Genomic DNA, 18833 nt, shown 5'->3' on the forward strand with positions numbered 1-18833 from the left:
AAAGAAGACGAGTCTGCCGGTACGACGAGTCGCAGGCTGTGTCTCAGCCCCGTCAGCTTCATGCTAGGTCGCCGAGCAATAGATCTCGGCCGCGGCGTGCCGCACCGTCGCCGCCGACAAACAGTCGCTCAAGATCGCTGCCAGCTCTTCGACCGCTGGAGATTGCAGCATCGTCAAATGGCTACCATGCATATCGAAGGTTTCGATCCCTCCCAACCCCCACGGTCCCCACCCCAACCGCGGATCGGCATGCATCGGCGTGGCGTGCTGCTCGGCGCGAATCAGCACCAGCGGCGCCCGTAGTAGCCCCGGCTGATAGGCAACCACGGCTTTCATGTTCGCCTCGAACACATCGTACACCGCGCGGGCGCCGCGGGCCCCCGCGCCGGCCAGCAACAGCCGGGCACCTTGCGCCCGTTGCTGGAAGTATTCAACTTGCTTTTCGATCGGCAGATCGCGCAACGCCTGCAAACGGTCGGCATCCTCGGTCGGGAACATCAACTGCAACATCGGCACCAGGTCGTTTTCGTCGAGCGCCCGATCTGCACTCGGAATCGCCGCATCGATAAGTCCGACGAAAGCCACCTGATCCTGCTGTTCCGTCAACTGCCGTGCAATCTCGAAGGCCACCACGCCGCCGGTTGACCAGCCGCACACCTGGTAAGGGCCGTGCGGTTGAACGGCTTTCATCGCTTGGATGTAATCGGCCGCCATGGCTTCGATCGAATCGTGCGGCGCCACGGCGCCGTCGATCCCTTGCGCCTGAATGCCATACAGTGGCACATCCTGATCCACATGCTGCGCCAGCTCCAGATAACAAAACACCGTGCCACCGGCCGGGTGAACGCAGAACAGCGGTGTCCCCGTACCAGCAGGTCGTAGCGGAACGACCAGTGCGTTCGCTCCGCCCGCGGGCGCTTCGCGCAACAGCCGGGCCAGGTGTTCGACCGTCGGCTCTTCGAGCAAGGCCGCTAGCGGCAATCTGCGCCCGAACTGTTCGTCCAGTCGCGCGACCAGTGCCACGGCCAAGCTGGAATGCCCTCCCAAGTCCAGGAAGTTGTCGGTCACGCCGATCGGCTCGACGCCCAGAACTTGCGACCAGATTGACGCCACACGTTCTTCCCACACGTCGCGCGGTGCGACGTAGGGATGCGTGCCTTCGCTGCGTTGCGCGAACGCAGGCGGCAGCGCCGACGTGTCGAGCCTGCCCCGTTCGTCATACGGCAGTTCATGGACCGTCCGCCAAGCGCGAGGAATCATCTCATCAGGCACTCGCGCGGCAAGAAATCGACGCAGCTCTTCGGTGACTAGCGCATTTCCGTTTGCGGCCACGGCGACCGACGAATCGGATCGCGGCACGACGTACGCCGCCAACTGCTCATGTCCCTTGCGGTCCGTGTAACCAATCACGGCCGCGTCCCTGACCAACGGGCAAAGCGTTAAGATCGCGGCAACCTCGAGCGGGTCGACCGCGTAGCGGCCAACCTGAATGACACTCCCCTGCCCCGCGTTTGCTTCGTCTTTTTTCTGGAACGACGCGCGACTTCGGACGGGTCCCAAAAACTCAAGTTCGCCGTCAGCCACACGAACCGCGCGATATCCGACGGGACGCAGCATCCGCAAGCCTCGCGAATCGAGCGGATCGACGATTTGATCCTGCGTGGGCGACGTACCCTTCCCCGCGATCGATACCCACAGATCACCCGGCATGCCCACGGACGCCAATTGTCGCGCCCCATCGAGCACGCGCAAAACGGGCCCCTGCTCGTCCAGACACGCCAGCAATTCGAGTTCTTCCTGCTCGACAAGGGGCAACTCGCGAACCGTCGTTTCGGGCCGCGCGGCGATGCTTTTCAGTAGCACCATCACCTGGTCAAGCATCCGCGCCGCAAAATCGTCACTGTAAAGCTGTCGATCGTACAACAGCCGCAATACCAGCTCGCGCCCCGGCATCGCGATCAAGGTCAACGGGTAGCTCGACGTCGTTGTACCGTGCAGGTTGCGAATCGTGATCTCGTCGAACGTAAACGCCTCGCCCGGCGGCAGTGGATAGTTTTCGAACACCACCAGCGAATCGAAGAGCCGGCCGTCGCTACGTCCGGCTGCGCGGCCGATCTGTTCGAGCGAACAATGCTCCAGCGGCTGCGTTTCGATCTGCTTTTGCTGCAGCCGTTGGCAGACCGTGGCCACGGCATCGTCATGCGAGATCGTCACGCGCCGCGGCACGTTATTGGCAAAAGGGCCCACGATCGTTTCGACCTGCGAAACTTGCGGCGCCCGGCCCGACACCGCGACGCCGAAACTCACATCCTGGGAACGCGAATGGCGAGCCAGCAAAATCCCCCACGCCGACTCGACAAGGGCACTCAAACTCGTGCGCCACGTCGTGGCCAATTGTGCGAGCCGGGCACTTTCTGATTGCCCAAGCCGTTTCTCGCATTCCCCATGGCCAACGATCGTCGATCCGCGATTCACCTGATCGGCCGGCGGCAAGAGTGACTTGGACGAAAGGTTTTCAAGTTCACCACACCAGTGCTTATCCGCCACGACCGAGTCTTGCCTCGCGAGCCATTTCAAATAGTCGGCGAAGTTGCCCGGTGGCGAAAGCAGCGTCGCCCGCCCGGCGCGCAGGTTCGCATAGCACTCGAACACTTCACGCAGCACCACGCCCAGGCACCATCCGTCGAGCGCCAGATGGTGGCATGTCCAAGCAAACAACCATTCCTGCTCGCCAAGGCGGGCAAGATCAAGGCGAACGAGCGGAGCCCGCGTTAGATCGAACGACTCATCGCGCGAGCCCGTAAGCAATTCCGTGCGGCGTCCTGCCATTTCTTCTTCGTCGAGATCGCGCCAATCGAACTCGCGCCACGGCAACTCGACCGCGCGGCGGATGACCTGCATCGGCTTCTTCAGCCCTTGCCAGGCGAAGCAGGCGCGCAGCATCGCGTGCCGAGCAACGGTCGTTTCCCAAGCCTGCTTGAATGTCGAGCCGTCCAGCGTGCCGCGGATCGTGCAGTTAAGCTGTTCGTTCAGCAGCCGGGAATTCGGATCCGCGAGCGCGTGCGCGAGCATCAACTCCTGCAATGGGGCAAGCGGCCAGATATCGGCGACATTTTTCATTGTGGCGATCGATTCCGTTAGGTTGATCAATCTGCAAGCAGGTTCTTCAGGGCGTCGAAATCGTCCTGATCGATCTCGGCCAGCGAGAAATCCACCGGCGAGATCGCCTGAACATCCTCGCCGCCGGAATGTTGCACGAGCTCCGCGAGCGCGTCGATAAACTCACCGGCCAGCCGCTCGACCGTGTCGAGCCGGTGTGCCAAACGACTGTAATGCCACTCGATCTGCAGACGCCCGTCACGCACGAAAGCGATGATCTCCCATAGATGACCGCGCGCGGCCCGCGGACTGACCATGGGGCCAGGCGACTCCGCGGCCAGCGTAAACCATGCATCCTGAGGTAATGTGTGATCCAATTGCCCCAGATAGTTGAAGCACACCTGAGGGGGCGCGATTGTCGCTAGCTTCTGTCGCGTCGCCTCATCCGCCAGCCAACGCAGCAGTCCGTAACCCAAACCACCATCACTGATCGCCCGGCATCGCTCTTTGATGGCACGGACCGCAAACCCCGGCGAAGCATTCGCAGGCACGTCGAATCGCACGGGGTAAAGCGCCGTGAACCAACCGACTGTGCGTGACAAGTCGACATCGGCAAACAAATCTTCGCGGCCATGCCCTTCGAGATTCATCCGCACCGCGCCGCTACAATATTTCCCGACGACTTGCGCGAACATCGCCAGCAGCATTTCATGCGATCGGGCGCGATAAGCCGTCTGCGCTTCGCCGAGCAACTTTTCGGTCGTAGCCACGTCGAGCGATATGCAAACGGTTTCCGCATCCGCTACGAGATTCTCGCCGGCGTCACCGTCGCAAGGCAGCGGGCTGGCATTCGCGCCGGTTGACAGCCAGGCGTCGAGTTCGGCACGCACCTCGTCTTGCGCGGCAAGGTCGTTTATGCGGCGCGCCCATTCCCCCCCGGGCGTGGTTTTTGGCGGCAACTGTGCCGGCACACCCGTAGCCAGTTGATGACACAACATGTCCAGGTCAGCCAGCACAATTCGCCAGCTCACCGCATCGATCACCAAGTGATGAATGACAGCCAGCAATCGCGCCGGCCGGTCCGGGCCGAGGTCGAAATAGACGAATCGTCCGACCGGCCCCTGCTCAATATCGAGCGAGGCTTGCGTCTCTACGGCGGCTCTCTCAATTGCGACCGTCTGCGCCGCCACATCCAACGCTGAAAGGTCGATCACTTCCAAGATGCGGCAATCCTCGGGCGCGACGATCGTCTGCGTCCAGGCGCCGTCCGCCGCACGCACGAACCGTGACCGCAGCGCATCATGATGTCGCACAATCGTGCGCAGTGCCTGGTCGATCACGTCTGGCGTGACCGACCGCGCCGCGGAAAGCATCACGGCCTGATTGTGATGATGCGGATCGATCGTTGCCAAAGCGAAGAATTCGTGCTGAATCGGCAAGAGCGGCGCCCGACCAACGATCGGTTCCTGCGGCGCGAAGATCGCGACCCCCGCTTCCGCGACGCGCGCCAGTTCGGCGATGGTTTGATTCTGAAAAAGTTGCTTCGGCGTGATCCGCCACCCGGCCGCGCCAGCCCGGGCGACGACCTGGATACTGCGAATCGAGTCACCGCCGATGTCAAAGAAATTATCGTGAATGCCGACCTGCGCGCGCCCGAGCACTTCGGCCCAGACGGTGGCCAGCACACGCTCGGCATCGGTCGACGGCGCCGCCAATTGAGACGCGTTCGCCTTCCGCTCCCAGGCCGGCTCCGGTAGCGCCGCGACATCGACTTTGGCACACGACAGCCGCGGTAATTCATCGAGCACGACGATCGCCGAGGGCAACATGTGCCCTGGCAAGCGCGCCGTCAGGAATTGTCGCACGTCCTCGGCGGTGGGCAATTCACCCGCCCCGCAACCGACATACGCGGCCAGGCGTTTGGCTTCGCCGGCGCCGCGGGGGACGACGATCGCTTCGCGCACGCGCGGGTGAAGTTGCAACGCCGCTTCGATCTCGGCCGGCTCGATGCGATAACCGCGCACTTTCACTTGCCGATCGATGCGCCCCAGGAATTCGAGGTTTCCGTCCGGCAGATAACGCACCATGTCGCCCGTGCGATAAAGACGCTCGTTGGCATTTTGAGTGAACGGATTCGGCACGAACCGCTCGGCGGAAAGTTCCGGTCGCCGCAGGTAACCGCGTGCGATGCCGACTCCGCCGATATACAGTTCGCCCGCCACTCCCACGGGAAGCGGACGGCGCGCCTCGTCAAGCACGTACACACGCGTATTCGCAATCGGTCGACCGATCGGCAAGCAATTCGATGCCGTGGCCGACAAGCTCTCGGCCGGATCAAAAAGCGTGCTTGTGATCGTCGCCTCGGTAACGCCATAAGCAAACAGCAGGCGGCAAGTCTCGCCGATCGCTTGTTGCCAGCGCGTCACTTGCTCGACCGCCAGGCTGTCTCCGCCGACCACCACGGTCTTTAAATGTCGACCCAGCGCACCGCCGGATGCAGTGAGTTCATCGACCAGCGACGACCACACCACCACCGGCAAATGCAAGACGTTAACCATCTGGTCGCGGGACCACTCCAGCAGAACGCGTCCCGACAATTCGGCCGGCGCCGGATGCAAATGCAACGTCGCGCCGCTGACGAGCGTCGGAAAAATCTCTTCGATCGCCGCATCAAAGCTCAGCGACAGATACTGCAACAACGAATCGCCCGGCCGCAGGTCGCAACGCCGCGCCAGCTCGGTCGCGTGATTCACCAGCCCCCGATGGGCAACTTCGGCCCCTTTCGGCAGCCCCGTCGAGCCCGAGGTGTAAATGACATAGGCGACGTGGTCAGGATCCGCTTTGCTTTCCAGCGGCGCATCGTTGTACTGGGCGATGTCCGGCGAATCATCATCCAGCAGCACCGTCTGAAAGCTTCCTCCTGGCAGGCACTTCGCGATCTCGCTATCGCTGACGATGAATCGCAACTGGGCGTCTTCGACCATCGCCGCGCGACGAGCCGCCGGATAAAGCGGGTCGATCGGCAAGTAGGCCGCGCCAGCTTTCAAAATGCCCAGCAATGTCACAATCATCTCGGGCGAGCGCCCCAGACAGACGCCGATGGGTTGATCGTTCGCAGCGCCTCGTTCGATCAGATAGCGGGCCAACCGATTGCTGCCGCGATCCAATTCGTCGTACGTGATATCTTGCTGTTCGAAGCGTAAAGCAATCCCGGCGGGCGTTCGGCGGGCCTGTTCGACGAATAGCTCGTGAATACAACGATCGGCCGGGAACGCCATCTTGGTCGCGTTCCAGGTAACCAACTGCTTCTGCCGCTCATCCGCGGGCAGCAGCGGCAGATCGAAGACGGGGCACTCCCGATTCTCGACAATCCCCGTAAGTAGCGTCACGTACGCGTCGAGCATTCGCTCGATCGAATCGGCGTTGAACAAATCGGTATTGAACACCAACGACAAGTCGAGTCGGTCCGCATGCTCGTCGACGTTGAACGTCAAATCGAAATTTGCAACCGGCGCATGGTCGAAGCTGCTATCCGTAACCGCGAGCCCGTCGATCTGCCGCGCCGCGACCGGAATGTTTTGCAGAACGAACATCACCTGAACGAGCGGGTTGCGGCTCAGGTCGCGCTGGGGAACCAGTTCATCGACAAGGCGCGAAAACGGTAGATCCTGATGCTCGTAGGCCGCCAGCATCGTGCCGCGCAGTTGTGACAGGTATTCGCGAAACGAGAGCTGTTCGTCCAACCGCCCGCGAATCACGAGCGTATTGACGAAAAAGCCGATCAATCGCTCCCACTCGGGCCGCGTCCGCCCAGCGATCGGCATTCCTACGCAAATGTCGCGCTCGCGGGCATATTGGGCCAGCAAGATTTGAAACGCGGCCAGCAGCACCATGCACATCGTGCCGTTCTCTTCGGCCGCCAAGCGTCGCAAGTTGTCGAGCAAGCTGCCGCTCAGCCGGCGCCGGCAAGTTTCGCCCCGAAAACTCTGCACCGCCGGACGGGGCCGATCAAATGGCAACGACAGCGGGCCTGGCAGATCGGCCAATTGCTCGCGCCAGAACGCCAGGTCGAGCGAGCCATTGGTTCCGCGGGCCTCTTCTCGCTGCCGAATCGCATAGTCGGCAAATTGCAGCTTGAGCGCCGGTAACTCGCATGCACGTCCTGAGCACCGCGCCATATATTCTTCGGCAACTTCCTGGCGCAAGACGGCCATTGACCAGCCATCGCAAATAATATGATGCAGCGTCAGCAGTAATACATGATCGTCGCCGGCCAGCTTCACCAATCGCGCACGCATCAAGGGACCGTGCGCCAGATCAAACGGGCGAACCGCCTCGGCGTCCGTCAGGCGGGCCAGTGATTCAGTCCGCGCCGACAATGCGAGCGACGACAAATCGTCCTGCGTCATCTGAAAGCGGGCTGTCGGGCAAATCACTTGCTCGGGCCGGCCTGCTACGCTGCGAAATACTGTTCGCAGCGACTCGTGACGTTCGATCACGGCATGCAGCGAGGCCGCGAGCGCCTGCTTATCCATCTCGCCAGACAGGCGCGTGGCGATCGCGACATTGTAAAACGGATTGCCCGGCTCAAGCTGGTCGAGAAACCATAACCGCTCTTGTCCGAACGACAACGGCGCAGGCTCGCGCGGGTCGTGCCGCGCTGTTGTCCGCTTCGGTGCCGGTGCGGCGTGCTCGTTGCGTAGTCGCTCGAATAGCGCTCGTTTGGCGGGCGACAGCGCGGCCAACCGATCGGCAGGAATCGGCGTCGGAGTCAGGGCGTCAGGTGTCATTCGTCGTCGCTCGTACTAGGTCGCGTCCCCCGCGCTCTCCGATCCACGATCCGATGGGACGATGTAATCCAGGTTTAACACCGGAACACGCACGTAGGCCTTGGGTGGAGAGGGTGCGTTGACTTTGTCGAGGATGCGATCGACTTCGTCGTCCGAAAGATGGTCGAGATAGGCCAACAGTTCTGTGTCATGCATCTGCTGCGCGGCGCGCTTGCAGGCGATCAGTTCGGCCAACTGGGCGATCGTGGGCCGATCGAAAAGTTCACTCAGGGGAATATTCGCCCCCAGCGTTGGCGCCAAACGATTGATTAGCTGCGTGGCCAGCAGGCTCGTCCCGCCCAGATCAAAGAATCGATCCATGACACTCACACGATCCAGGCCCAGCACTTCGCACCACACGTCCGCAATTTCGCGTTCCAGGTCATTGCGCGGTGCGACATAGCTCGCCTGCGAATCGTTGCCGGTGATCTTGTCCGAGCACAGCAGCACGTCGATTTCGCCACTCAAGAAGAGCTCACGGCAGGCGCGACGCTGAATCTTGCCACTGGTGGTCTTGGGAATCGATCCGGCGCGGATCAGCACCACCGTATCGACAGCCAGCTCAAAAGTCTCGAAGATCGCTCGCCGCACGGCGTGCGAGACTTCGTCCAGGTCGACCTTCGTCGGGCGCGATACCTCTTGCACGACGACGACCCGTTCGCGGCCATTGTTGTCAACCGAAAACGCGGCGGAGGCACGCGGCTTGATCGCCGGATGGCACGCTTCAATCGCTTGTTCGATATCTTGCGGATAATAATTGCGCCCATGAACGATGATCATGTCCTTACGGCGGCCGCTGATGAACAATTCATCGCCGTCAAGAAAGCCCAGATCGCCCGTGCGCAGGAACGGCCCTTGGCCTTCGCTCGTGACGGCGCGGAAGGTCTCGGCCGAAGCTTCAGGCTGTCCCCAGTATTCGCTGGCCACATGCGGTCCCGCGACCCAGATCTCACCGACCTGCCCGGCCTCGAGCGGGTGGCAGGTGCGCGGATCGACGATCAGCAATCGCTGATTCTCCGGCCCACGACCGCAACCGACTAGCATTCGCGCTCCCGCGTCATCCGCAGCGGCAACCACTGCGCGATTCCTTTCGAGCTGCGCTCCGTCGAAGCTGCGCACCGTTGACTCGCTTCGTGGCTGTGTGGCGGAGATCAGCAGCGTTGCCTCGGCCATGCCGTAGCAAGGCGAGAACACGCGGCGTTGAATTCCACTCCCGGCGAACGCCTCGACAAAGCGGTCGATCGTCGCGGCGCGCACCGGTTCGGCGCCTGAGAGGGCCAATTGCACGCAGCTCAGATCGAGTTGCTCCCGTTCTTCCGGCTTGATCTTGCGCACGCACAGGTCGAAGGCAAAGTCCGGGGCGGCGATCGTCGTCGCGCGGTAATCCGCTGCCGCACGCAACCACCGAAGCGGCTGCTGGAAAAACGCCAGCGGCGACATCATTACGTTCCGCCGTCCGCTGTACCAGCATTGAAAGATGCCCCCCACCAGGCCCATGTCGTGATATGCGGGCAGCCAGGTGCAAGCCAGCGCATCGTCGACGTCGATCAGCGCCTCCATCTGCGCCATGTTCGCCAACACGTTGCCATGGCGGACAAGAACTCCCTTGGGCGTCCCGGTCGAACCCGATGTGTATTGCAAAAACGCGGGCGTGCCACGATCCAAGTGCGGCGGATTCCAGTCCGCGGCGCCGGCCAGATCGATCACGTCACTCGGCACGAGTTGGGCCAGGCCGGGCAATTGTCCCAGCAATGCTCCGGCCCAAGCCAGGTCGGACGCCGTCCCTAACAGCACTTCCGCCTGCGCATCGCGCACGATGGCATCCAGCCTGGGCAGCGTTCGCGCCACACGCGTCGGATCGGGTGCAAAGACAGGCACCGCCACGACGCCTGCGTACAAACAGCCGGCCAGCGCTGCGATATAGTCCAGGCCTGAGTCATACATCAACAGCACACGGTCCAGCGGCCGGCAGCGCGCCTGCAGGTGCGCTGCGATGGCCCGCGCCTGTTGATCGAGCTGGCCGTATGTGCGGTCCACAACCGCCGACTCATCGGTGGCCAGGAACGTAAACGCGATTTTGTCCGCCTGCTCGCGAGCGCGGCAGCGAAAGACCTCGACCAGGTTCGCCGCGCGGCGTCCCACCTCGCCGGCTCCCTGGGCGGGAAGCTGATGCTCGTTCGAAACGTTCGTCGCTTGTTCCGTAAGACCAGTGTTCATCTTGAAGCAGCTCTTTGGGGGTAAAACATCAGAGGGGGTATTCAACCCTGCTGGCGTAATGCCACGGTGGGAAGAAGGCGTGCCGCACGAAATGCCGGATAGAGGGCTCCCAGAATTCCGATCAATAAGGCGATGCAAATCCCTTGCGCGATGACCGCCGGAGCGACGCGACCGCTCACCAACCCAGCCGTCGCCGGAGCACGACTCAATACAAACGTCATCGCGGTTGCAAGTAACGTGCCAAGCACGCCGCCGAAGATGCTCAATAAACTCGACTCCAGCAGAATCATTCGCACGATCCGGCCGTTCCGCCAGCCGATCGCCCGCAGGATGCCTATCTCGTTGGTTCGTTCGAAAACCGAAATGATCATGGTGTTCAACATGCCGATCGCACCGATCACCAGCGCGATCGCCGAAATGCTCCACGCCATGGCGCTGGCGATTTGAATCTTGTTGTCCGTGGCGACAAATTTCTCGGTGGCCAGGGCCGAAACGCCCGCGCTCAGGGCGTTGATCGCCTGGACGACGTCGGTCACGGCCGACTCGCCGGCCGACCGGTCGACTTGCACGTTGAACGCGGTAACCTGGCTCGGCTGATCGAGCATCCTCTGCAACTCCACCAGGGGCACGATCATGGCGCCGTTGTCGAAAATGTTGCCGCCGTCGTAGATCCCCTTAACGCGGAATCGCTCGTTCTCGTAGATCTCGATTTCGTCACCGACAGACTTGCCCAGATTCGCCGCCAGGATTCGCCCCAGCAGCGCCACCCGCTTTTCTCCCTCGGCCACCGCGGTTCCGGCGGTTAGCTGCCGCTCGCGCACGAGTGAGCTGGCAGGTTCAAGCCCCTGCACCACGACGCCGACCGGGCCTAGTTCCTCGAGCGACACGACGTCCAGTAGGACCGACTCGACCGCCGTGACGTGCGGCAATTGCGCGATCTTCGCTCCTAGCCCCTGGTCCAGTTCGCTCGTCATTCGATCGGCCGATCGGCCGCGCGTGACGACGATGTCGACACCGTGCGACTGATACATGTCGAGGAACGATCGCTTGAATCCATCCGCAATGCCGACTAGCGCCACGACCGCCGCCACCGCCACGGCCATACCGGTGACGGTCAGACCCGATCGAATGCGGCGACGCGTGATGTTTCGATATACGAGCGTGATCAATCGCATCGCAGGGGGAGCGCGTACGAGGTCAGGAAAAATACCGCATCTTCCGCAGACTATCTCACCGGGGAAGATCGGTTATCGAACCTCGTAGATGCAGAAAATGGGCCCCATTTCGCCCAATTTTAGATTCGCCCGCACGACCTTGATGTTCTTTCCGATCTTGCGGGCCACGGTCCCGCGAAGCTCGTGGAAATCGGCCGGATAATCGACAAAACCGGACGCCGCGTCGACCATGGAGCGGACAAGCACCAAGAGTTTGAGAGGCGCCGTCAGTCGCGGATTTTCCGCCGCGTTTTTTTCGGCCTGACGCATTGCGAACCCGCGCGGCCGTTCGAGGTGGCTCGCCACGCCCCGCATTGGTCGATGATCGACCAACAGTTGCTAGCGTCCGCCCAGACGTTCGAGGGTCGGTTCAGGCTGCCACATATACAGGAACGTTGGCAGACGGGCCCGTTCGAGACCCGGCATACTTAGCGGCAAGAAACCGCTCTGTAGCGGCACATTGGCCGTGACGTCGTAGGGGGTGCGGGCGCCGTCGTTCGGGCGATGCAACAGCACCAGCGATGCCCCCGGCGCGCCTCCCATTTGACCCGCGATCTCGGCGGCCTGATCCAGATAGCCGATCGTATCGACCAGGCCCAGCGACACGGCATGATCGGCCGTGAAAATACGGCCATCGAAAACATCGGCCGGTGCTTGCGCTAACTGCGGCCGACGTTCGATCACGATCCGCCGGAACCGCTCGTGAAACGAGTTCGCCATCCGCTGCAGGATTTCCCGCGCCTCTTCGCTTTGTGCTTTGATGGGCGTGCCCAGATCAACGTTTTCGCCCGCTTTGATCGGCGCCCCCAGCACGTTGAACTGTGCCATCGCGTCTTCGAGGTTATACAGATTCAAAATCACGCCGATGCCGCCCGTGACGGTCGTCGGATGGGCCACGATTTGATCCGCCGCCGTGGCCAGGTAGTACGCGCCACCGGCCCCCACATCCATCAGACATGCCACGACCGGCAGGTGGGTGCGGGCTTTGAACTCTTGAAGATCATGGCACATTACGTCCGAGGCCGTGACACCGCCGCCGGGGCTGTTGATCCGCAATACCACGGCCGCGTAGCAGCCCGATCGCGCGATCCGATCCAGCTTTTCGCGAAACAACGCGACCGGGTTTTCTCCTTCGCTGTACAGCCCTGTCATGGGCTGATTCAGTAGCAACCCGTCGACGTCCACCAGCGCGATGCGCCGCTCGACGCCCGGCGCGCCCGGGGTGACGGGAATTACAGCCAGCGGCGATTGCGCGCGGGCTGTGGGGGTGTTCATCGTGACGCGATTGTTCGTCACGATTTGCACCGGATGCTTGCAACCGGCGGTCCAGCAAAATAGAGCCAGGCCCAAGGCCCAGCCGATGCGCCGCCCGTCCATCCGATACCATCCCTGGCCAAATGCTGCTTGCCAGCGGGATCCATCCCGCGAACACGATGCCTTATGGTTCGTATCGGTAGCGTGCGACACTGCCCAATAGCCCCCCGAAGACCGCAGCAGTTCGATCGGGCAGTTGAGGGTCAGCGGGAGGGGCGTTTGTGCTAACTTGTAGCGAATAATCCCGATATCCCGGCCGCGCTTGATTTTGTGTACCGGTCCCACAAGGCCGCGCTAAAAACGGCTCCCTATGCCTGATTGCTACCAGCCCACGACCGAGCATCCCCGCCTGGCATCAGGCGTCGTACACGTTTGGCGCGACACGATCGATCCTGCGCCCGCGGATCTCCTGGCGCTCGGCGCGACGCTATCGACCGACGAGCACGCGCGTTCCGCGCGATTTCACTTCGAGCGTGACCGGCAGCGTTACATTGCGGCGCGTGGCATTCTGCGCCGGTTGTTGGCCGGATATCTGGGGCAAGATGGCAGGACACTCACGTTTCGCTACGGCCTGCGCGGCAAGCCGGACCTCGAACAGGCCGCGCCGGCGCTTCAATTCAATGTCTCGCACCGCGGTTCTTATGCCCTGTACGCGTTCGTGCTCGATCGCGAGGTGGGCATCGACATCGAATTCGAGCGCGAGGTACCTGAAGCACTCGCGATCGCGCGCAATCATTTCACGCCTGCCGAAACGCGATTGCTCGTCGAGGCCGACAACGATCGCGCCGCGCGGGAGTGCTTCTTTCGCCTGTGGACGCGCAAAGAGGCCGTGATCAAGGCCGTCGGAACCGGACTGTCGATGCCGCTCGACGAGTTCGACGTCAGCTCTCAGTTACTCGCCGACAACGCGTGGCGCAAGATTCACGTCCCTGCCCGCCCCGACACCGATTGGTCCGTAAGGGATCTTCCCGTCGCCGACGAATATCGCGCCGCAATATGCGTGGCCGGCGAACCGGTCGAGCTGCGCTTCTTCCGTCCCGAGTAAGGCGCCTGTCACAACAGCAGGGTTTGCCGCACACCAGCCCGCAGCGCCAGCAAGGGAAGTTGGACGTGACGATTTCCAATACCCGAGCATGCTTATTCCGCGTGCCGCGGAAAAAGCATGGCCATCGAGACATCGCCCTGGCACCGCGAGGAACCGTGTTACGTTCCAAGCATCTCAACGACTTCCCGCGCGTCAGCTCTTGGCCGCGGGCTCGGGCGTGTTGAAATCGACTTTCGGAGCTTCCTTCGCCTCTTCGGCCGGCTTGAAATATTCGGCGTTCTTTACGCCCGCCAGCATCGCGTAAAAGTTGCTCGGAAATTTGCGTACGAAGACGTTCATCGTCTCGACAGATTCGTTGTAGCGTTTGCGCTCAACCGACAATCGATTCTCGGTCCCAGCCAACTCATCCTGTAGTTTCAAGAACGATTCGTTCGATTTCAGCTCGGGATACGTCTCCTGCAGAAACAACAACCGCGACAAGGCCCGTTCCACGCCATTGGCGGCTTCTGCCTTTTCAGCCACGGTGCCAGAGTCCTTGACGTTGAAGAACTTGGTACGTGCTTCTTCGATACCTAAGAAGACCTTTTGCTCTTGCCCGGCAATTCCCTTCACGGTCGCGACCAGGTTGGGGATCAAATCGTAGCGCCGTTGCAATTGGTTCTCGACCTGCGCCCACTCCTGCTTCACATTCTCGTCCAGCGTGATGGCTTCGTTGTAGCCTTTGTAGGCGCAGCCACCGACGGCCAGCGCCACCACCAAAAGTCCCACAGCCGCCATGGGTAACGCTTTCATCGAATTTCCCCAGAAGTGAGTACGCGAGTCGAGGCCTTTGAATTCTAATACATGGCCCGCGAAATGGGAGGCGGCCCGCCCCGCGCCAGATTGACCAGCATCTGGCCGCCTCTAGCGACCCGTGATCTTCCGGCCAGCGCTAAACTGGTTCGCACTGCTCGACGATTTCGACCGGCTGGCCGACACGCCGCCGCCGTAGGTCTCGTGCAGATGGTCGTGCAGCGAACGCAGTTCCTCGTACGCCCAGCTTTCGACGTCCCACGACGCCAGCAAATACCGCGCATGCGCCGGGCCACGCAGATGGCCAACGACGCGCTCCCGGCTAGGCGACCAATCGCCATCGACGGACCAGTGATTTCCGCGCAAGGGAAAATGCCCGGTCGTCTCGGCCCGTACCGCCTCAGGCACGCTCGATGCGGGGCGCTCGTCCACCCCCTTGGCCAGCCAGCCGAAGGTCCACATGTCTAGCGGCGTCGTGCAGCCCGATTGGAAGGACCGCACGATCTCGCCGTGATCGACGCAGGCCACTGTGGGAAACTCGCGCACGTTCAACTGCCCGATCAATTCCGGAATCGCGGCGTGCTCGACGATCTGCAAATGATTCTCCGGCCCAGGCCCGATTTTCCAGCCCACGGATCGCAGTTTGGCAAAGTCGCCATCCGGAGCACGTAGCCGAGCCAGTTCCTGTTCGCACTGCGGCACGTCGCGGCTGGTGATGAACAGCACCCGCGGATTGCGCGGCTTAGCAGGCGGAGCTGACGTGCCGTCCTGTCCACGTACACGCGCCGGCCAGAGCGCCGTCACAGCCGACGCCACCGTCAGCAAAAACCGTCTGCGCGGAACACCGTCAAGATCGATAGCCGGCGCGGGGGCGAAACACTCCGAATCGCACGCCTGCAGCGCGCGCACTATGGCGGTCATCATCAAACTCCCTGGCACGTGCGCGGACCGCCTGGTGACGCGCCGATGCCGGTGGGATCGCTGCCCCACGATCGTAAATTCGTAAACTACTTATCCTCGATCCGGTACAGATTTGCCTCCGTGCGCAGAAACAACGCCTTGTCGTAAACGGCCGGCGACGCCATGAACCCATCGTCCAGCGTGTTGGTCGCCAGCAGCGTGAAGTCGTCGGACGCCGCCACGACAAACGTGCGGCCATCTTGGGTGCAGTAGTAAATGTGTCCCTCGGCATACAGCGGCGAGGCCGAAAAGTCGCCCCCCAGCCGTTTCTGCCACAGGGGCTTGCCCGTGCTCGTGTCCAGGCAGGTCGCCACGCCGCGGTCGTGGACCATGAAAATGCGATTGCCGATCAGCAACTGCGAGGACCGGCTGGGCGCTCCCTCCTTGCACTTCCATTCGACGTGCGTGTCGGTAATGTCGCCGCTGCCGCCGGCGCGCAGAGCGAACAACTTGAAGCCGCCGTCGGCCGTGTTCAAGTAGAGACGCCCGTCGCCATACAATGGCCGCGAAGCGGCGTTCATGCCGCCATGGTTTACGCGCCAGATTTCCTCGCCGGTGCGCGGCTCGTAAGCGATCGTCGCACCGGCGCTGGGATAGACCAATTGCGGCTTGCCGTCGATTTCGACGACGCGTGCCGTGCAATACGCTTTGTGCTGGTCGCCATCGTCGTTCTCGTAGGCGATGTTGCGATCGCGCTGCCAAACGGTTTTGCCGGTGAGCTTGTCAAACGCCACGACGTAGTTCAAATCGAACCCGTCGTACGCGACGACCAGCAGATTCTCGTACAGAATCGGCGAAGAGCCGGCACCGCGAAAATGATTGCACGGCAAGTCCTGCCGTGCCCACAGGACTTTGCCCGTCTCGGTGTCGAGGCACGCCGTGCCGGGCGAACCGAAATGCACGTACACACGTCCTTCTTCGATAACCGGAGTCGGCGAGGCGTAACTATTGAACGCGTGTCGGAACTGCGGCTCGGCAATTTCGAACAGCAGAATGTCATGCGTAATCTTGCCCGACTCGCGATCGACACACACGGCGAACAATTGCTTGCCGTCAGGCGTGGCCGTGGTCATCCAGAGCTGCCGGTCCCAGATCACCGGCGAAGACCAGCCGCGCCCATGGATGGGCGTCTTCCACGTCACGTGCTCGGACTCGCTCCACGTGGTACTCAGCCCCGTTGCCGTCGATGTTCCATCGCCGTGCGGGCCGCGGAACTCGGGCCAGTTTTCAGCCGCCGAGCTGACAGTGATTGGCAACAGCGCCAGCAAAAAGAGAAGCACACGCATCAAGGACACTCGTCTTCGCGAACAGGTAGGACCGTAGAGAGCCGTGGCGGGCGACGCGCCCCTTATCGTACACAAAGTCACCCAGCTTCGCGCCCCGGAATGTCGTCGGCCAGGGGGCGTGCGTCCACAGCCGTCGGCGGCCCGCTCACATTACGAACGTGTCATCCGCATGGCTCGAACTGGCCCGATGTTCAATTGCCAGCCCGAACCTGAGCCGGATCGGCGCCCGTGACCAACTTCACGTCATTGACTTCTTGCCCTTCGATCAGGTTCAGCACCACAGTTGCCTGGGGCGGGCCCTGGCGTGCGTCGAGGTACATCGGCTCACACTGGATCAATTGCTCGCCGGGTCGGACGAATTTCAACTCGAAGACTCCGTCCTCGTTCGTCTTGACGGTCGGATCGTAATATCGACTCTCCTGCAGATCCGCGGCATGTGCTCGCACCTCACAACGTACCGCCGGTTTTCCGTTGGCATCCACGACTCGCCCGCGCACCGTGGCGCCACGCGTCAGCTTGATCTCGACGTCGTTGATCTCTTGCCCCGGCACAGTCGCAATCGGAGGCAACACACCGTTGGCCCAGTTGCGCCACTGCTGATACTTGCCATCATGAGCGACGAGGTTGTATTTCGCCTCGTTACTGGCAGGCAAAAGCATTTCGAAGGTGCCGTCCTCCTTCGTCACAACGCTAAAGCGCGTATCGCCGGTCAGCGAATTGCCGGTAGCGGTCAGCGCCGGAGCCGCCGTAGCACCAGCCACTGGGTTACCGTCCGGGTCGACGACGCGACCACGGATGCGAACCCCTTTCTCGAAGACAATCGTCACCGGCGCCATTCCCGGTGATAGATCGAAGTCGAGATCATCGAAATTGCGCTGCCAGCCGAGTGCCGGCTTGTCAATCGATTTGCGCTTCCACTCGCTCATGGCTCGATCGGACCACCAGCGTGTGTACCCTTTAGGATCGACATCGAATTCGAATCGGCCGGGCATTAAGTTCTTGAGTACGACCTCGCCCGCGGCATCCGAAACGGCGTTCAGTTTCTTCTTCTGCCAGTGATGCAACCGCACGCTCGGCACCGGATCGCCCGTGATCGAATCGATGCATTTGATCCGGAATTGCACGCCGGGCTTCAACACCACATCCAGTTTCTGCACCTCGCCATAGCTGACCGGTTTTTTGTCGAAGCGCGCCACGCCGACCCCTTCGGCCTCGACGTCGACTGAGTACGCGTCCGGCTGCAGGTATAGACGATATTGCCCCAGTTCGTCGGTCTTCGTCTCGGTCCACAGTTCCGAGCGTCGGAAACCTTTACCAAGTTTCGGTCCCTGGTTCGCTCGTACCAGGGCGCCGACTGCCGGTTTATCGTCCGGTGTCGAGACTTTTCCTTCCAAATAGGTTTGCTTCCCCAGCGCCACGACCCAGCCAGCAACGCCCGTCGGCTGTTGCATGAACGTCTCGGGTGAATAGCCCGGCTTGCTGAAGATGACTTCGACCTTCTTATCGCGTTCGAATCCTTTCAACCGAAACTGGCCGCTCGAGTCCGTGATCGTCTCGTGACCGGTATGCGCGTATCCCTCGTTGACCGTGACGTCTTCCAGGGGCATTCCGTCGTGATCGATCACGGTCCCCGCCAATTCACCGATGGCGACGTCATCCACCTTCGAGATCTTCGCGCCGATACGGGTAGGGAAGTGCACCACCAGCGGCCCACGGTTGATCAACACGTTGGCTTCGAAGTGCTGACCTTCCTTAGTTTCCACCATCAAATGTGCCATGCCACCGATGGGAAACGGCAACGCCTGCTTATGGATGCGGAATTGCCCGAGCCCGTCCGCCACGACCGGCGGCGTCGTCACCAGGTCGGCGCGCGTCATATAGATTGCCGTCACCGTGGCGTTTTCGAGCTTGCGCCCCTGCACATCGACCAGTTGCCCCTCAATGAATTCCAGCGTGTCCGGTGGCGCTCGTTTCGCAACTTGTGCGCGCAGCGCCGTTCCGTGCGAGACGAAGAGAAGCATTAGCACAAGAACGTAACATCGCGCACGTCTCAACATAACCATCATCTGCCGCCTTT

11 protein-coding genes are annotated in these 18833 nt (G+C 61.8%); 1 reads left to right on the forward strand and 10 read right to left on the reverse strand.

From position 1 onward, the window contains the following. Positions 1 to 63 precede the first annotated feature (63 nt). The 6 genes from VGN12_22375 to VGN12_22400 all read right to left on the reverse strand — a co-directional run bounded on the left by VGN12_22375 (position 64) and on the right by VGN12_22400 (position 12736). Positions 64 to 3120 (reverse strand): condensation domain-containing protein, encoded by a 3057-nt coding sequence (locus tag VGN12_22375; GenBank protein HEY4312211.1) that lies wholly within the window; start codon positions 3118 to 3120, stop codon positions 64 to 66. 26 nt (positions 3121 to 3146) lie between these two features. Beyond that, positions 3147 to 7889 carry an amino acid adenylation domain-containing protein gene (locus VGN12_22380; protein HEY4312212.1) on the reverse strand — a complete coding sequence of 1581 codons (4743 nt, stop codon included), beginning with the start codon at positions 7887 to 7889 and terminating at the stop codon, positions 3147 to 3149. A 15-nt stretch (positions 7890 to 7904) separates the two neighbouring features. Further along, positions 7905 to 10145: an AMP-binding protein gene (locus VGN12_22385; protein ID HEY4312213.1), complete on the reverse strand. Its 2241-nt coding sequence runs from the start codon at positions 10143 to 10145 to the stop codon at positions 7905 to 7907. A gap of 41 nt (positions 10146 to 10186) precedes the next feature. Continuing rightward, positions 10187 to 11320, reverse strand: a complete 1134-nt coding sequence (locus VGN12_22390; GenBank protein ID HEY4312214.1) for an ABC transporter permease — start codon at positions 11318 to 11320, stop codon at positions 10187 to 10189. 72 nt (positions 11321 to 11392) lie between these two features. Continuing rightward, on the reverse strand, positions 11393 to 11629 hold the full coding sequence (locus VGN12_22395) for a hypothetical protein (protein HEY4312215.1): 237 nt from the start codon (positions 11627 to 11629) through the stop codon (positions 11393 to 11395). Positions 11630 to 11698: 69 nt separating this feature from the next. Continuing rightward, positions 11699 to 12736 carry a S49 family peptidase gene (locus VGN12_22400; protein ID HEY4312216.1) on the reverse strand — a complete coding sequence of 346 codons (1038 nt, stop codon included), beginning with the start codon at positions 12734 to 12736 and terminating at the stop codon, positions 11699 to 11701. A gap of 247 nt (positions 12737 to 12983) precedes the next feature. On the opposite strand from VGN12_22400, the gene VGN12_22405 reads away from it, so the two are divergent. Next, complete coding sequence (locus tag VGN12_22405; GenBank protein ID HEY4312217.1) at positions 12984 to 13718, forward strand: 4'-phosphopantetheinyl transferase superfamily protein; 735 nt, start codon at positions 12984 to 12986, stop codon at positions 13716 to 13718. Positions 13719 to 13910: 192 nt separating this feature from the next. Here VGN12_22405 and VGN12_22410 read toward each other — a convergent pair whose 3' ends face one another. From VGN12_22410 to VGN12_22425, 4 genes are all read right to left on the reverse strand, one after another. Next, the gene (locus tag VGN12_22410; protein ID HEY4312218.1) at positions 13911 to 14510 is read right to left on the reverse strand and encodes a LemA family protein; all 600 of its coding nucleotides are present in this window, start codon (positions 14508 to 14510) and stop codon (positions 13911 to 13913) included. A gap of 111 nt (positions 14511 to 14621) precedes the next feature. Next, positions 14622 to 15434: a hypothetical protein gene (locus tag VGN12_22415; protein HEY4312219.1), complete on the reverse strand. Its 813-nt coding sequence runs from the start codon at positions 15432 to 15434 to the stop codon at positions 14622 to 14624. Positions 15435 to 15517: 83 nt separating this feature from the next. After that, positions 15518 to 16756 (reverse strand): PQQ-binding-like beta-propeller repeat protein, encoded by a 1239-nt coding sequence (locus tag VGN12_22420; protein ID HEY4312220.1) that lies wholly within the window; start codon positions 16754 to 16756, stop codon positions 15518 to 15520. Between the two features lie 191 nt (positions 16757 to 16947). After that, complete coding sequence (locus VGN12_22425) at positions 16948 to 18777, reverse strand: carboxypeptidase-like regulatory domain-containing protein (protein HEY4312221.1); 1830 nt, start codon at positions 18775 to 18777, stop codon at positions 16948 to 16950. Positions 18778 to 18833: the final 56 nt, after the last annotated feature.

Source organism: Pirellulales bacterium (assembly GCA_036499395.1).
Lineage (GTDB): Bacteria > Planctomycetota > Planctomycetia > Pirellulales > JACPPG01 > JACPPG01.

Bases quoted from the DNA above. Each gene is read 5' to 3' on its own strand.
- VGN12_22375 (HEY4312211.1), bottom strand. From the start codon at position 3,120: ATGAAAAATGTCGCCGATATCTGGCCGCTTGCCCCATTGCAGGAGTTG.
- VGN12_22390 (HEY4312214.1), bottom strand. From the start codon at position 11,320: ATGCGATTGATCACGCTCGTATATCGAAACATCACGCGTCGCCGCATT.
- VGN12_22400 (HEY4312216.1), bottom strand. From the start codon at position 12,736: ATGGACGGGCGGCGCATCGGCTGGGCCTTGGGCCTGGCTCTATTTTGC.
- VGN12_22410 (HEY4312218.1), bottom strand. From the start codon at position 14,510: ATGAAAGCGTTACCCATGGCGGCTGTGGGACTTTTGGTGGTGGCGCTG.
- VGN12_22395 (HEY4312215.1), bottom strand. From the start codon at position 11,629: ATGCGTCAGGCCGAAAAAAACGCGGCGGAAAATCCGCGACTGACGGCG.
- VGN12_22415 (HEY4312219.1), bottom strand. From the start codon at position 15,434: ATGATGACCGCCATAGTGCGCGCGCTGCAGGCGTGCGATTCGGAGTGT.
- VGN12_22380 (HEY4312212.1), bottom strand. From the start codon at position 7,889: ATGACACCTGACGCCCTGACTCCGACGCCGATTCCTGCCGATCGGTTG.
- VGN12_22420 (HEY4312220.1), bottom strand. From the start codon at position 16,756: ATGCGTGTGCTTCTCTTTTTGCTGGCGCTGTTGCCAATCACTGTCAGC.
- VGN12_22425 (HEY4312221.1), bottom strand. From the start codon at position 18,777: ATGCTTCTCTTCGTCTCGCACGGAACGGCGCTGCGCGCACAAGTTGCG.
- VGN12_22405 (HEY4312217.1), top strand. From the start codon at position 12,984: ATGCCTGATTGCTACCAGCCCACGACCGAGCATCCCCGCCTGGCATCA.
- VGN12_22385 (HEY4312213.1), bottom strand. From the start codon at position 10,145: ATGAACACTGGTCTTACGGAACAAGCGACGAACGTTTCGAACGAGCAT.